The sequence below is a fragment of the Psychrobacillus soli genome, from assembly GCF_006861775.1.
Taxonomy (GTDB): domain Bacteria; phylum Bacillota; class Bacilli; order Bacillales_A; family Planococcaceae; genus Psychrobacillus; species Psychrobacillus soli.
Genome location: NZ_VDGG01000023.1, coordinates 24,243 through 38,961, shown reverse-complemented (window position 1 = coordinate 38,961; position 14,719 = coordinate 24,243). Strand labels below are relative to the sequence as shown.

The window sequence follows — 14,719 nt, the reverse complement described above, 5'->3', positions numbered from 1 at the left end:
CTCCTCCTTTTTACATATGAATAGCTTTACCATCTACAGCAAGTGCCGCTTCACCCATTACTTCACTAAGTGTAGGATGCGGGTGAATCGTATGTGCGATTTCCCAAGGAGTTGCATCAAGAACCATAGCAAGACCCGCTTCTGAAATCATATCGGTTACATGTGGACCTATCATATGAACACCTAAAATATCATTTGTTGCTTTATTCGCAACAATTTTCACAAAGCCATCCGACTCGCCGTAAACTAGTGCTTTCCCTATAGCTTTAAATGAGAATTTACCAATCTTCACATCAAATCCTTGCTCTTTTGCTTGTTGTTCTGTAATACCAACGCTTGAGCTTTCAGGACTCGAATAAATACAGCGAGAAACTAGTTTATAGTCAATCGGTGAAATTTCGTTTCCAGCGAGGTGCTCGATTGCAGTAATTCCTTCATGACTGGCCACGTGCGCCAATTGAAGTCCTCCAATCACATCACCAATAGCATATATATGAGATTCTTTTGTTTGGAATGTTTCAGATACTTGGATAAATCCTTTTTCCACAACGATATCGGTATTTTCAATCCCAATGCCTTCCACATTTGCTTGACGCCCTACAGATACAAGCATTTTTTCAGCAGTGAATGTTTTGTTTTCTCCATTTAGTTCTGCAGAAATCGTAACTTGATTGTCTCCTGTTTGAAGTGTTTCTGGAAGCACTTTTGCACTTGTTACAAATGTAATTCCTTTTTTAGCAAGTAGTTTTTGCATTTCTTTGGAAATATCTTTATCTTCTGTAGGTATGATACGATCTGCATACTCAATAACCGTCACTTCTACTCCGAAGTCATTCAACATGGAAGCCCATTCGATTCCGATCACACCACCACCGACAATCAGGATCGATTTTGGTAATTCCGTCATTGCTAATGCTTCGTCAGAACTCATGACAAATGTCCCGTCTATTGTAAGTCCTGGTAAAGTACGTGGTCTAGAACCAGTTGCAATGACTACATTTTTCGGAATAAGCATTTCATTTTCATCGCCATTATTCATTTCAACTGAAATTGTGCCACCTGGTGATGGCGAAAAGATGGATGGACCAAGCATTCTTCCAGTACCTTCATACACATCAATTTTACCTTTTTTCATTAGTCCTTGTACACCTTGATGTAACTGGCTAACAATGGATTCTTTTCGTGCTTGTACTCGACTAAAGTCAAGCGTCACTTCAGACGTGTTAACCCCAAAGTCAGCAGCATGATTTTTAGTAGTTGCATATACTTCCGCACTACGTAGCAATGCTTTACTCGGAATACATCCTTTATGTAAACATGTGCCTCCGAGGTTTCCTTTTTCTACAATTGCAGTTTTTAAACCCAATTGTGCGGATCTAATAGCAGCTACGTACCCACCAGTACCGCCACCAATAATGACTACATCATATTCTTTTGCCAACGTATTAGCCTCCTAATTCAAAAAACAAGATAAAATTCGAACGAAGAAGGCCGCTTTTTTCAAAGTCGGCCATCATTTGGTTATATGTTATTATTCTTGTTCCTCATTTAATGAAATTAACGCCCTGTAATAATATGTTTGCCATTTTGTAAAAATTGGCTTCTTGATTTTCCTAAGCGTTCAATGCGCTCTTCCGCAAGTCGATCTGCTGCAACGTATGTTGGAATTTCATCTCTTTTAGAAATAGCGAAAATCTTTTCAATTGTATCATATATACCAGCAACACGCTTCATTGCACGATCGTGATTGTAGCCATTTAACTCGTCTGCAACGTTAATTACGCCACCTGAGTTGATCACATAATCTGGTGCATATGCAATGCCCATTTGATGGATTAAATCACCATGTTTTGTGTCTTTTAGTTGGTTATTTGCTGAACCTGCAATTACTTTTACTTTTAGTTGCGGAATTGTGTTGTCATTAATAATTGCACCAAGTGCACATGGAGCGAAAATATCCGCATCTTGTGCGTAAATTTCATCTACGTCTACTTGAACTGCATCGAATGCATTTACAGCACGATCTACCGAAGCTTGGTTAATATCCGCTACAATCAGTTTCGCACCTTCTTTATGTAAGTAGTCGCATAACGTAAATGCAACGTTTCCTACTCCTTGAACTGCAACTGTTTTTCCTTCTAATAAATCAGAGCCAAACGCTTCTTTTGCAGCGGCTTTCATCCCTACATATACACCGTAAGCAGTTACTGGTGATGGATTACCTGATGAACCGAATGCTTCAGAAATACCAGTCACATAATTCGTTTCTTCATGAATAATGTCCATATCTGCTACAGTAGTACCTACATCTTCTGCTGTAATATAACGACCATTTAACCCTTGGATGAAACGACCAAATGCACGGAACATTTCTTCATTTTTGTCTTTTAATGGATCTCCAATAATAACTGTTTTACCGCCACCAAGATTAAGACCAGCAGCAGCATTTTTGTATGTCATGCCTTTTGCTAGTCGCAAGGCATCTTCAATTGCTTCTTCTTCTGACGCATAATTCCACATACGGGTTCCACCAAGTGCAGGTCCAAGTGTAGTATCGTGAATCGCAATAATTGCTTTTAATCCTGAAGTTTTGTCTTGGCAAAATACTAATTGCTCATAATCGTAAGTTTCCATATATTTAAAAATTTCCATGTGTAGTTCCTCCTAGTAGTTAAATGATTAGTTTGTCTATCTATATATGATGAATACCCCTTGTTGCTTGAACGTAACTCCCATTTTAGACCAAATTATATTTCTCTAATTTGTAATATAATGTGCGCAACGAAATTTGCAATTTTTTTGCAGTTTGCGATTTGTTTCCTCCACAAACTTTTAACGTTCGTGCTAGCACTTTCTTCTCCATCTCATCCATCTGTTCCGCAAGCGTTCCATCAGGCATGTCATCCTCGTCTTCTATAACAAGCATTGATCTTGGCAAATGCTGTTCTTCGACGAATCGATCATTCGGCTGTAAGAAAATCATGGAACGACTTATAATATTTTCAAGTTCTCGAGCATTCCCTGGCCAATCATATTGAAGCAAACTTTCCATCGCTTCTTCTGTGAAACCTTCTATATTGCGACCAAATTCTTGGTTAAGCTTCACAAGTAAATGTTCCGCTATAAGTGGAATGTCTTCTTTTCGCTCCCTTAGTGCTGGAATATGAATAGGCATACGATTTAATTGGAAATAAAAATCTTCTCTAAACGTGCCTTCACGCATCGCTTTTTCAAGATTTAAACTGCTTGCTGCAATAATTCGGACATCTACGGGAATGGAAGAAGTTCCCCCAACTCGAATGATAGCATTTTCTCTAAGAACGCGAAGTAATTTCGCTTGCGTCTTTTTCGTAAGTTCCCCAACTTCATCCAAGAAAATAGTGCCATTTGTAGCATCCTCAAACAATCCTGCATGACTTAATCCACTCTCTTCAAAGCCAAACAATTCTCTTTCCAATACATGTTCTTCCATTGCACTGCAATTAACACGGATAAATGGATGGTACGAGCGATTGCTCTCGCTATGAATCGCATGAGCAAATAAATCTTTCCCCGCACCAACCTCTCCCCTTAAGAGGACGGTGACAGGTACACTTGCCGCTAGTCTTGCTTGATCTATTGCAAAATTAATCTTTTCGGATGTTCCCGAAATATCTTCTAGTGAAAACGATGATTCTAGCGTACGAATAAGCGTCTTTGCACGGTCCAGTTCTTTCATGAGTCCGCGCATCTCGGTCATGTCATGAATTACCCCGACACTCCCTTTTAAATTGCCATTCACAAGAATTGGAGCAACATTGACGATCACGTCTTTTTTCTGTTTTCCAACGCGAAGATTTACCCCACGGATCGGCTTTTTCGATTGCAACACTTTTAAGTGGATACTTTCCCCTTCTGAAATATCCGCCGTTGCCGGTTTACCGATCACTTCTTCTTCACTGAAACCAGTAATTCGAGTATATGCAGGATTAATAAGAATCCCTTTCCCCTCTTCATCCACGACGGAAATAGCATCATCACTCGAATAAATAATTGCTTCTAACATTTTTTGAATTTCTGTTAAATTAGTAATTTCTTCTGCCAGTTGAAGTACTTCGGTAATATCCTTAAAAACTGCAATTGCGCCAACTCTTTTTCCCTCTTCATTGATCATCGGATACCTTGATGTGACTATTTTGGTACCGCTTTCAAGAGTGAGTTCTTTGTTTAGTTCGACACGACCAGTCTCGAAGGTTCTTGGTAATTCACTTAGACTTATTACTTGACGGACCTTTTTTCCAATTGCATTTTCTGCAGATATTTTCGTCATTCTCTCTGCGCTTTTGTTGAAAAAATTGACGATTCCTAGGTCATCAATTCCAATCATACCTTCTTCGACAGAGTTGAAAATCAGTTCTTGCATCATTTTTTTTCGGTCAATAATTTGAATATAGTCATTTTTTTCTTCCACTAATGTAACGATTAAGTTAGCAATTTCACCTGGTATTACAACTGCTGTAGCAGGTCTATTTGCAAGCAGTTCTTGAAACACCGCTTTTTGCCCTGTTACATCTATGATGATTTGAATGTCACCACTTATAAGAGATTTCCAATCTGAAAAGGTTGGAATATCGTGCTCTTTTGCGTAAATCATTCCAGGAGCTTCTTCGTTGATGTCGACGATTGCTGTTACTTGTAGGTATTCAGCTAGTTCAATCAACTTCAGAAGTGCATATCCACCGTTACCTGCGCCTACAATGAGTATGTTTTGCAAAAATATGCACACCCCCGTTTTCTTTTTCGCAACTTATTGCACTTCTCATTCATCATAACGTAAGTTTCTTTCGTTGACAATCATATTCTTGCATGTAAAATTAAAAATGTAGGAACAGGAGTGAAGAAAATGGGTCGTTTAGCGGCTTTAATCGTGTTATTAATTCCTGGAATTTTAGCTGCATTTGGAATTAAATTAATGAGAGATACGTTTTTCGGATTACAAATTCTCCCTGTAGGGGGCTTAGCTTTACAATTTATAAGCGGAATTATTTTCACTGTTTTAGGATTAGGCTTCTTTGCCGGATTTTTATTAAACAGGGATCGAAAAAACGGAAAAGTAGCTCCACGATTTCAAAAGAAAAAGGAATCCTGACTTTTTAAGTCGGATTCCTTTTTTGTCGCTGTATTATTTTTCCCGGATAGTCCGTAATCCATCCAATGACCGATTCATGTGGATGGACAATGTACTTTTCATTTCCTTTGACATTGTAAAAGCGAATAGGAAACCCCGCATCCCATATTTTGTGCATCAGTTCCGAATCATAAAACTTTTTGTTTAGATGGATTGCATCGATTTTTTTTATGGATAAAACGTAGTCCCAATCGGCATTTTTTTTGCCTATAAAAGCCGTTTGTACATTCAAACCCATCGCATGAATCGTTTGCAATATGCTAAATTCGAACGAAGAAAAATGTACATCTTCTATACCTTTTGTTTTTTCTACAACTTCTATAATTTTTTCTATTTTTCCTAGAAACGATTCTTTCAGCTCAATGTTCAATTTTATACGAGCGGGAATTGCAAATTGTAAAAACTCGTCGAAAGTCAAAACGCGGCTGTAATAAAATTTACGGGTGAGCGTTCGCCCCAATTTAAGCTGTAAAATTTCTTCTGCACTCATATCTGTAATACGTCGATTACTTCCAGCTAATCGAAAAAAGTCAATATCATGCGTTACAAAAGCAACTCCGTCAGCAGAAAGTTGTAAATCTAATTCAATTCCGTCGGCTCCTAGTGCTATTGCTCGTTGAAAAGCTTTCATTGTATTTTCGACTTCCCTATTTGGTGCACCACGATGCGCATATACAGGTATATTAGACATTTAACTCCCCATTTTCTATTTTAAATTTCCCTTTTGTTGCACTCGATAGGACAGACGATTTATAACCTATTTGAATGATCGTCCCAGCATTTGCTTCTTTTGTAATATGAATATGATAGCTACTTGTTTGGCGTAGCATTTTTAATATTCGTTGAATTTCGGCATCGATTTCTTTTACTTCCACTTGCAATTGGTTGTACTTTTGCTTTGTCTGTTCATATGCCGCTATTTGTTGAACGGTCATTGTATTATTTAGTTGTTTGAAATGACTAATTTGATCACTCAACTTCGGCATTTCCTCTTGCAACTTTATCATTTCTTCCGCTTTTACTTTTGCGTTTTCCGTTAATATTTTTCGATCAATCCCTTGGACGATCAGTTCCGTCTTTCTTTCCAAGCTATTACCAGAATATGCAGCAGTGATAGAATTGATTGCCATCATTTTACCACCAATTATTTTCCCTTTGCGCTCATCTAGAAATATTTGGTTCGCTGCAATAGTAGAACCGAGTGTATAGAATCCTATATAGATATTCTCTTTTGCTTCTAAAGTACATTCGTTTGCATGCTTTATATAAATATTTTTGTGTGCTTCGACTTTTGTCACACTACGTCCGAAAATACCCCCTTTTATGAAGACATCTCCTTCTGTTGATTTTATCAATTCCGCAGCATTTACACCTTCTTTTCCTTCAATTGAAACATCTCCTGATGCGATAACGGAATACCCTGCCATAACCGTTCCTTTCACTTGAATCGATCCGTCGAATGTTAGATTTCCTGTCTCTAACCCAACATCTCCATCAATGACAAGATGCTTTTGAACAGAAAGCACTCCATTCACTTCTCCAATAACACCTTTTGTTTTAGAACGAAGTACAGTTTTACCGCCTTCTTCCACTTCATACGCACTTTTCATGTCATATTTTAACGGAACATCATCGCCTAGTTCAGCAGGAACGGTCTCCCCAAATATATTTATGCCTTCTACACCCTTTTGAGGAGGTGTTTTTTCCCCTAACCAGGAACCTTCTTTTATTTCGACGATAAAATTCATGTCAAAAAAGTCGGCTTTACCATCGTCTTTGACAAGAGGCTTTTTTTCCGCTTGGTTTAAATAGGTCACTTTCGCATCTTCTCCTTTTTGAGGAGGTAACCCTTTTGCAACTATGTATGTTTTTCCTGTCTTTACAGTTAGTAAATCAATTGGTTTATGTCCATAAGTAATGCGCTGTTCCTGTAATACTTTCTGAATGTTCGTATGAATTTCTGCTAAATTTTCTTGGATGTAATTTTGTGATTCATAAATCGTCAGGAACGCTTCCATTTTATCTGCACTTATTACTAACTCCATACTTTCTATCCAACTGCCTATTTCAATAGGATCATGTGATTTATTTTCCAATGCTTTTTTCAACGCCAAAAAATTAGATACTTTCAGGCGTGTGTGCTTGCGTGTTAATTCATCAAATTTTTTTAAGTTATATCCATCGTTATTTATCGCAATAAAAACACGTCCATTCTCTTCTGACAATGTTATTTCATCATTTTTTTCAATAATCATCATGTACACACTTCCTTTCCAACATTATTATACGTCTAATACAGATTAACGTACGAAAAAAATAGAAGGGTAGTGGAATTTCCTTATTAATACCTAACTTACTCAAAAAACGATAAAAGCTTACTGTTAAATACAGACGTTTAGTTGTTTCTTCTGCCACATTAATTAAGATAAAAGACCTAATCTTAACTTTTTATATGAATTTATGTCGCTAAATCCCAAAAATATATCGAAACTCACGAAGTTCTCCAACCTGATGAAATAATGCATACTTTTGAAAAATCACGAGTGTATCTAGTCCTCGACAAGCTCTGATAACCGAATGTCTGTGTACGTTAAATTCTCAGCAATAATAGACTTTCTTAGGAACAAAAAATTAAGCTACCTTACACCAAAAAAATTTGGCATTGCGGCAGCCTAAATGGGTATTTTATGTTTTTCTCATTTCGTAGGTAACTTTATATCAATCTAAGAAGTCAGGTTGTTGGTTCACAATTCTTTCCCACAAAGGCTGGAAGCAGCGCTTTGCTTCTTCTGGTGACCCAACTTGAGCAGCTGTATGTTTGGCATGATCCTCTGCTATTAAAATGGGCTTTCCTACAGATTCAGCTAACATCTGAACTTGGCATGAACGCTCCATGCTCACAAACCACCAAACGGTCTCCTCTAACGAACCCCCAACTGTAAGTAAACCATGATTTTGAAGAATACAGGCCTTGTTGTTCCCGAGGGCCTTTCCAATTCTAGCTCCTTCGTCTAACTGATGTACGACTCCTGTATAATCAGAATACAGCCCGTGATCATTATAAAATGCGCAAGCTTCCTGATTTATTGGATCCAAGTATCTTCCTAAAGTAGACCATGACTTTCCATAAACAGAGTGTGCATGAGCGGCTGCTACAACATCAGGACGTGCTTGATGAATTTGAGAATGAATTGTAAATCCGGCCTTATTGACTTCTCTATTACCATCTACAACTTCCCCTTCATGATTAACCATTACAAGATCAGACACTTTAATTTGGCTAAAATGCATATTATAAGGATTCACCCAAAAACAATCATCGAAGCCGGGGTCCTTGACAGTAATATGTCCAGCGTTTCCTTCGTCAAATCCAAATAGAGAGAATAAACGAAACGCTCCTGCTAGCTTTTCTTTGCGTGATTGACGCTCTTGTTCAATACTAGTAACTTCATTAACTTTATTCATATTTACACTCCTCCAAATTTTGAAATAATTTGATTTTTCATTATGAAAATATTTATGCTTTACTAAGAACAGGTTGCCTCTTTTCGATTTCTAGATCATGTAGTTCCAAAAATTTCGTATTAAAATTTCCTTCTATGAACTTTTCGTGTTTCATCAACTGTAAATGGAAAGGAATTGTCGTTTCAATACCTGTAATTACAAATTCTTCAAGGGCTCTCGTCATTCTGCTAATAGCTTCCTTCCGGTCTTTCCCCCAAACGATGACTTTCGCAACCATGGAGTCATAAAATGGAGGAATGACATATCCAGGGTAGACGGCACTATCAATACGAACACCATTTCCACCAGGTGCAAGATACATCTCTACTTTGCCTGGGCTCGGCAGAAAGTTTCTTGCCGGATCTTCAGCATTGATTCTGCATTCGATCGCCCAACCGTTTATTTGCACATCTTGTTGACGGATGGATAGTGACTCGCCTGCAGCGACTGCAATTTGTTCTTTGATCAAATCCACTCCTGTAATGAATTCAGTGACAGGGTGCTCTACTTGAATGCGCGTATTCATTTCCATAAAGTAGAATGCCCCATCCTTATCTACAAGAAATTCAACGGTACCAGCTCCTTCATAGCGAACGGCTTTCGCCGCCAAAACAGCAGCCTCGCCAATTTCTTTACGTAGTTTGTCATCGAGGGCCGGTGACGGTGCTTCTTCCACCAATTTTTGATGTCGCCTTTGGATAGAACAATCTCTTTCGCCTAAGTAAATAACGTTTCCTTGCCGATCTGCCATAATTTGAATTTCCACATGACGCGGCTCTTCCAAATACTTCTCCAAATACACTCTAGCATTCCCAAAAGCCGTTTGTGCCTCTTGTTGTGCTTGTCGAATCGCTTTTACTAATTCTTGTTCTTCGTAGGCAACTCTCATGCCCTTGCCTCCACCTCCAGTGGTGGCTTTGACAATCACGGGATACCCAATTTCAGCTGCGATGTCCATAACGTTTTCTGCGTCATCAATCAGTCCATCTGTTCCTGGTACTGTCTGCACCTTTGCCTGACGCATCGTCTCTCTTGCAATAGCTTTGTCGCCCATTTTTCGAATTGCCGTCGCACTCGGCCCAATAAACGTTAGCTGGCTCGCTTCACAAATTTCAACAAAATCAGCGTTTTCTGCTAAAAAACCGTATCCCGGGTGAATCGAATCCGCCCCTGTAACGGCGGCAACGCTCAGTATACTTTTCATATTTAAATAACTGTCTTTCGCTGCTGCTTTGCCAATACAATATGCCACGTCAGCCATTTGTACATGTAACGCCTCTTTATCAGCCTCCGAGTACACTGCAACCGTTTCAATCCCAAGTTCGCGACATGCCCTGATGATCCGAACCGCGATTTCTCCCCTGTTAGCGATGAGTACTTTTTTAAACATGCTCACTTCTCCTCCTATCCATTTATTTTTCTAACTCGATAGGCAAGTACTACAATTCTTTTACTAGGAATAGTGCTTGGCCATATTCAACGACTTGGCCATCTTCCACTAAAATATCGATAATTTCTCCATGTACTTCCGCTTCAATTTCATTAAAAAGCTTCATCGCTTCTACGATACAGACTACATCATCTGGTTGAATTTTTTTCCCTATTTCCACATAAGGATCTGACTCTGGATTTTCACGTAAATAAAATGTCCCGACCATTGTCGACGTAATTTCTCGTACCATAGTAGCTGTCTCATTTACGAGCTCTTTCGGGCTTGCCACAGTAGCTTCATTTGAACGTTCCTGAACGATAACAGCCGAACTCGCGATAGCATTGGAGCCTTCAGCAATCCCCGTATCCGTTGCTGGCGTTGCGCCAAACTCTTTTTTCAATGCAATTTTTGTAGCATCTTGTTCAAATAAAAATTCCTGAACGGATGAATCATTGAACAGTTGGAAAATCTCTCGAACTTCTGCCATTTTAAACACAACCAACACTCCCCGTATATTAAATTACTCTGAGTTTTGTCATACTTTTATTCACAAGGCGTAACTCTGCGATAAAACGTTCTTGTTTTCGCAACTGCAGCTGTGCTACTTTCATTGCGACAGGTTGAAACGTTAGATTGTCTCCAGGTTTTCGTTGAGCAACATAGGGGAGATCAATCGTTGTAATTACGCCGATTTTGGTATAGCCCCCCGATGTTCCGCAGTCCGCCATATGAATAATAGGTTGGCCGCTGCCTGGAACTTGTATTGTTCCCACCGTAATAAAGTCAGAAATAATATCCGGACTGTTGACATGTTCCAAGATCGGCCCTTGTAAACGGTAGCCCATTCGATCTGATTCATTCGATACGGTATAGGGCTTATTCAAAAAAGAAGCAAATGATTCGTCTGTAAATTCTTGTTCATGTGGCCCTACTATAAATTGCACGGGACGATCGGTTGTAAAATCTGGGACATCCGCCGGGCGTATCCTTCGACCCGTTAAATCGTCCACCCCGTAGAAAGATATTCCCAACGGCAGACGATCCCCTGCCTTCAGCGCCCTTCCATCCTTGCCTCCATAGTTTCCACGAATAAATGTCGATTGACTTCCCATAATTTCTGGTGTATCAATGCCTCCTGCAAAAGCGATGTACGCTCGGCAACCATCCACACAATTTCCGAACCGTAGTTCGTCCCCTTGCTTTACCCGCAACGCTTTCCACATCGTAACCGCTTGCCCATTTAGTTTTGGAGAAAGATTGCCTCCTGTTATCGCAATGACCCCATCGTTATGAAACTGTAAATAAGGGCCAATAAGCGTTACTTCTAATGCCGCCTCCCCTTCTTCATTGCCGACAAGAATATTTGCCAAACGGAATGACAAAGGATCCATCGCTCCAGAAGCAGACACACCCAACGTCCGATACATCGGACGACCTAAATCTTGAATGGTTGTCAATAACCCCGGTTTCAGTACGCTTACATATTCCATTTTTGGTCCCACTCTCTCTGGCTATCTTGATTCCACCGCTGTGCTTCTTCTTCACTTATAGGGATGTATTGGATGTAATCCCCTGCCTGAAGGAGACTTGGTGGATCTGATTTTGGATTGAAGATTTCCATAGGTGTCCAGCCAACAATATGCCACCCGGAAGGCGCAGTCATCGTAAAAATACCCGTTAAATTATTCACGATTTGAATCGTCCCTTTCTCTACCTTTCCCCGTGGATTTGCCCGTCTTGGAAGTGACAATCTCGGATCAATATCACCACAATACGGATAGCCGGCAATGAATCCAATCATATAGACAAAGTAACGTTTGGATTGAATCAATGAAACTACTTCCTCTATACTTAACTTCGCATGATCGGCAATCTCTTCTAAGTCCGGCCCGTAGTCTCCGCCAAAGACAACGGGAATGTGCAATGTTTTGCTGTTTATCTGAATTTGTTCCAGGTCGTCCCCTTCAAACTTCTTCAACGTTTCAACTAATTCGTCGAACCCAATTACGACAGGATCATAACAAACGGTTAGATTATTAAATGCAGGAATCAGTTGCGTGACTCCCACAATCTGACTACTTTCTATCAAATAAGCTATCGTTTGTACACGCTTGTTCGTCTCTAGAGAAATAACGTGTTCAAATTGAATGATGATTGCCTGATCACCCATCGGTAAGTAGAGCGGGGTCCTGCTTGCTGTATTCGTCGTCATGAGCATGCTCCTTTTCTAATGGATTAGGTCCTATCGATTATTTCTTACGCATGCCAACGACCTACAGGCGCAATTTCGATCCCCTTCTCCTCAATGCACCTTCTCAAATGCCGAACAATATCCAATGCCCCTTGCGTATCTCCATGCACACAGATGCTATCTGCTTTGATATCAATGAACTCTCCGTCAATGGTCTTGGCTTTTCCGTCAAGAATCATTCTTAATACATTGTCGGCAGCTTCCTGGGGATCTTTGATGACGGCACCCGGTAACTTGCGCGACACGAGCGTAGCATCCCGGTTATAAGCGCGATCCGCAAATACTTCTAGCACATGCGATAGTCCTTTTTCTTCTGCTGCTTTATGAATTTCAGTTCCCGGTAAGACAAATAGCTTTGTAGTTGGCAGCACTTCTTGGACCGCATCCACTATCGCATCCGCTATGTTTCGATTGACAAATGACATGTTGCCCATGCTGCCATGTGCTTTGACATGCTGTACCTGCACTTGGTGTTTTCGGCAGAATGCTTCTAACGCGCCGATTTGGTAAATAATATAATTCATTAAATCTTTGCGTGAAATATCTATATCCCTCCGGCCAAATCCCAATAAGTCTGGGTATCCTATATGAACGCCAATCCCTACGTTATATTCCTTAGCCATGGCCACTGTATGATCCATTACATTCGGATCCCCTGCGTGAAATCCGCAAGCAATATTGGCCGAAGAAATTAACTGAATGACCTCTTCATCCATCCCCAATTTATAGGCTCCAAAGCTTTCACCCATATCGCAGTTCAGATCAATTATTTTCGTCACTTTTAATCCCTCCCAATACTAACTAACAGGTTGTTCAGTTTTTTTCTCCACGACAACCGTTTTTTTTCTATCCTTGTTGACTTCGCCCTCGACATCCTTTGTATACCAGATGAACTTACCAGAAAACCCGTAAAATAAAGCAATCGCTAGACCTACGAGATTTAACCAGGCAAACGGAAGATAAGACATAGTAGACACACCCAGAACTGCAGCCATATAGATTCCGTTATCTGCCCACGGAACTAAGGGAGACGTTAGGATTCCACCCGTTTCCATGTTTCTTGATAAAACACGTCGGTCAATCTTTAAAAGGTCATAGTTTTTTTCTGTTACCTTACACCCGGTTATTAAAGAGACATAGCCGGCACTTCCAAAGAAATTCCCTAAAAAGGCTGCAAAAATGGTTGAAGAAGTTAACCTGCCCGCATTCGTAATCCACTTTGACAATATAATAGTAAGTACAGTTAAAATTCCAACCTGTTCCATTAGCCCACCCAAGCCCAATGCCAAAATCATAATGGCAATGACACCTAGCATAGATTCAATTCCACCACGATTAAATAATAAATCTATAAAAGGGACTCCTGACTCGATAACAAACCCGCTATACAATGTCCCTATTGCTGTAATGACATCCATACCTTGAAAAACAATTGCCCATACAATTCCGAGTACAGAACCAAAGGCTAAGGTCAACATAGCAGGTATCCCTTTCATCAACATGACAATGACGACGACCATCGGGATGAGCATGTACCAAGAGACGTTAAAATTAGCGCTCAATGCTTGAATATTATTTATCACGATACTTAAATCATTGCCTCTACTTGTAAAGAAAAAGCCTGCCACTAAAAACATGATTCCCGAAAGTACAAGTGCCGGAAAACTGATTAATAACATGGATTTAACATGCTTAATAAGATCCACTTTTGCGAGAGAAGCTGTCATCACTGTCGAATCGGAAATCGGCGACAATTTATCCCCAAAATAGGCACCTGACACAACTGCTCCAGCAACGAGCGGTAATGGTAAACCAAAACTTTCACCAATTCCCATCATCGCAATCCCCGCAGTCCCTGCTGTTCCCCAAGAAGTTCCTGTCGCAATAGAGGTTAACGAACATATTAGTAATGTAGCCAATAGAAATATACTTGGATGAATCATCTGTAATCCGAAATAGATAAGCGTCGGGACAATTCCCCCAGCGATCCACGAACCTATTAACGTCCCGACAAAAATAATAATGAGAATGGCTTCTAGTCCTGTGAAAATACCTGTGACAATTGATTTTTGTAAATTGTCATAGGTATGTCCAATCCGTATTCCGAGAAAAATCAGCACAAACCAGACAGCTATTAACGCCAGATGAATAGGTAGTTCATACACTGCAAGAGAAAAATACATGATTGCCAAAAACAATCCCATTACGATAAATAATTCAAACGGTTTGGGTAAATGAATTTGTTTTTCTTTCATAACTTTAGGACAACTCCCCCTATTGGAATTTCACTTCTATAGTCAATTGGCTATTCACAGCATTCAACACTTTCTATTCATCGCCCTTTCCTTTTCATAAGTTTAACTTG

The 14,719-nt window shown here is 39.8% G+C and carries 13 protein-coding genes; 1 reads left to right on the top strand and 12 read right to left on the bottom strand.

Features of this window, described 5'->3' with window-relative positions; genetic code table 11:
- Positions 1-10 precede the first annotated feature (10 nt).
- The 3 genes from lpdA to FG383_RS12175 all read right to left on the bottom strand — a co-directional run bounded on the left by lpdA (position 11) and on the right by FG383_RS12175 (position 4,753).
- Positions 11-1,441: a dihydrolipoyl dehydrogenase gene (gene lpdA / locus FG383_RS12185; protein ID WP_142607663.1), complete on the bottom strand. Its 1,431-nt coding sequence runs from the start codon at positions 1,439-1,441 to the stop codon at positions 11-13.
- A gap of 116 nt (positions 1,442-1,557) precedes the next feature.
- Positions 1,558-2,652, bottom strand: a complete 1,095-nt coding sequence (locus tag FG383_RS12180; RefSeq protein WP_142607662.1) for a Leu/Phe/Val dehydrogenase — start codon at positions 2,650-2,652, stop codon at positions 1,558-1,560.
- An 85-nt stretch (positions 2,653-2,737) separates the two neighbouring features.
- Positions 2,738-4,753 (bottom strand): sigma 54-interacting transcriptional regulator, encoded by a 2,016-nt coding sequence (locus tag FG383_RS12175; protein WP_142607661.1) that lies wholly within the window; start codon positions 4,751-4,753, stop codon positions 2,738-2,740.
- Positions 4,754-4,882: 129 nt separating this feature from the next.
- Here FG383_RS12175 and FG383_RS12170 point away from each other — a divergent pair, with 129 nt between their 5' ends.
- Positions 4,883-5,128, top strand: a complete 246-nt coding sequence (locus FG383_RS12170) for a DUF2627 domain-containing protein (RefSeq protein ID WP_142607660.1) — start codon at positions 4,883-4,885, stop codon at positions 5,126-5,128.
- A 4-nt stretch (positions 5,129-5,132) separates the two neighbouring features.
- Here the strand turns inward: FG383_RS12170 and FG383_RS12165 are convergent, their stop codons facing one another.
- The 9 genes from FG383_RS12165 to nhaC form a co-directional block, all read right to left on the bottom strand.
- Entirely contained in the window at positions 5,133-5,858 is a 726-nt protein-coding gene (locus FG383_RS12165; RefSeq protein ID WP_142607659.1) for a glycerophosphodiester phosphodiesterase, read from the bottom strand.
- Positions 5,851-7,425: a flagellar assembly protein A gene (locus FG383_RS12160; protein WP_246096984.1), complete on the bottom strand. Its 1,575-nt coding sequence runs from the start codon at positions 7,423-7,425 to the stop codon at positions 5,851-5,853. Before FG383_RS12160 ends, FG383_RS12165 begins: the two co-directional genes overlap by 8 nt.
- 460 nt (positions 7,426-7,885) lie before the next feature.
- On the bottom strand, positions 7,886-8,632 hold the full coding sequence (locus FG383_RS12155) for a class II aldolase/adducin family protein (protein WP_142607658.1): 747 nt from the start codon (positions 8,630-8,632) through the stop codon (positions 7,886-7,888).
- A 52-nt stretch (positions 8,633-8,684) separates the two neighbouring features.
- On the bottom strand, positions 8,685-10,061 hold the full coding sequence (gene accC / locus FG383_RS12150) for an acetyl-CoA carboxylase biotin carboxylase subunit (protein WP_142607657.1): 1,377 nt from the start codon (positions 10,059-10,061) through the stop codon (positions 8,685-8,687).
- Between the two features lie 49 nt (positions 10,062-10,110).
- Positions 10,111-10,590, bottom strand: coding sequence for an acetyl-CoA carboxylase biotin carboxyl carrier protein (gene accB / locus FG383_RS12145; protein ID WP_342782142.1), 480 nt, complete (start codon positions 10,588-10,590; stop codon positions 10,111-10,113).
- A 28-nt stretch (positions 10,591-10,618) separates the two neighbouring features.
- Positions 10,619-11,593 (bottom strand): 5-oxoprolinase subunit C family protein, encoded by a 975-nt coding sequence (locus FG383_RS12140; RefSeq protein WP_142607655.1) that lies wholly within the window; start codon positions 11,591-11,593, stop codon positions 10,619-10,621.
- Positions 11,581-12,315: a 5-oxoprolinase subunit PxpB gene (gene pxpB, locus FG383_RS12135; protein WP_185907927.1), complete on the bottom strand. Its 735-nt coding sequence runs from the start codon at positions 12,313-12,315 to the stop codon at positions 11,581-11,583. The genes FG383_RS12140 and pxpB overlap by 13 nt, the downstream gene beginning before the upstream one ends.
- A gap of 44 nt (positions 12,316-12,359) precedes the next feature.
- Positions 12,360-13,133 carry a LamB/YcsF family protein gene (locus FG383_RS12130; protein WP_142607653.1) on the bottom strand — a complete coding sequence of 258 codons (774 nt, stop codon included), beginning with the start codon at positions 13,131-13,133 and terminating at the stop codon, positions 12,360-12,362.
- Positions 13,134-13,151: 18 nt separating this feature from the next.
- Entirely contained in the window at positions 13,152-14,609 is a 1,458-nt protein-coding gene (gene nhaC, locus FG383_RS12125) for a Na+/H+ antiporter NhaC (protein ID WP_142607652.1), read from the bottom strand.
- Between the last annotated feature and the right edge of the window lie 110 nt (positions 14,610-14,719).

Excerpts from the sequence above, each read along its gene's own strand:
- FG383_RS12165 (WP_142607659.1), bottom strand. The coding sequence starts at position 5,858 with ATGTCTAATATACCTGTATATGCGCATCGTGGTGCACCAAATAGGGAA.
- FG383_RS12155 (WP_142607658.1), bottom strand. The coding sequence starts at position 8,632 with ATGAATAAAGTTAATGAAGTTACTAGTATTGAACAAGAGCGTCAATCA.
- nhaC (WP_142607652.1), bottom strand. The coding sequence starts at position 14,609 with ATGAAAGAAAAACAAATTCATTTACCCAAACCGTTTGAATTATTTATC.
- FG383_RS12180 (WP_142607662.1), bottom strand. The coding sequence starts at position 2,652 with ATGGAAATTTTTAAATATATGGAAACTTACGATTATGAGCAATTAGTA.
- pxpB (WP_185907927.1), bottom strand. The coding sequence starts at position 12,315 with ATGACGACGAATACAGCAAGCAGGACCCCGCTCTACTTACCGATGGGT.
- FG383_RS12170 (WP_142607660.1), top strand. The coding sequence starts at position 4,883 with ATGGGTCGTTTAGCGGCTTTAATCGTGTTATTAATTCCTGGAATTTTA.
- accB (WP_342782142.1), bottom strand. The coding sequence starts at position 10,590 with ATGGCAGAAGTTCGAGAGATTTTCCAACTGTTCAATGATTCATCCGTT.
- accC (WP_142607657.1), bottom strand. The coding sequence starts at position 10,061 with ATGTTTAAAAAAGTACTCATCGCTAACAGGGGAGAAATCGCGGTTCGG.
- FG383_RS12140 (WP_142607655.1), bottom strand. The coding sequence starts at position 11,593 with ATGGAATATGTAAGCGTACTGAAACCGGGGTTATTGACAACCATTCAA.
- FG383_RS12160 (WP_246096984.1), bottom strand. The coding sequence starts at position 7,425 with ATGATGATTATTGAAAAAAATGATGAAATAACATTGTCAGAAGAGAAT.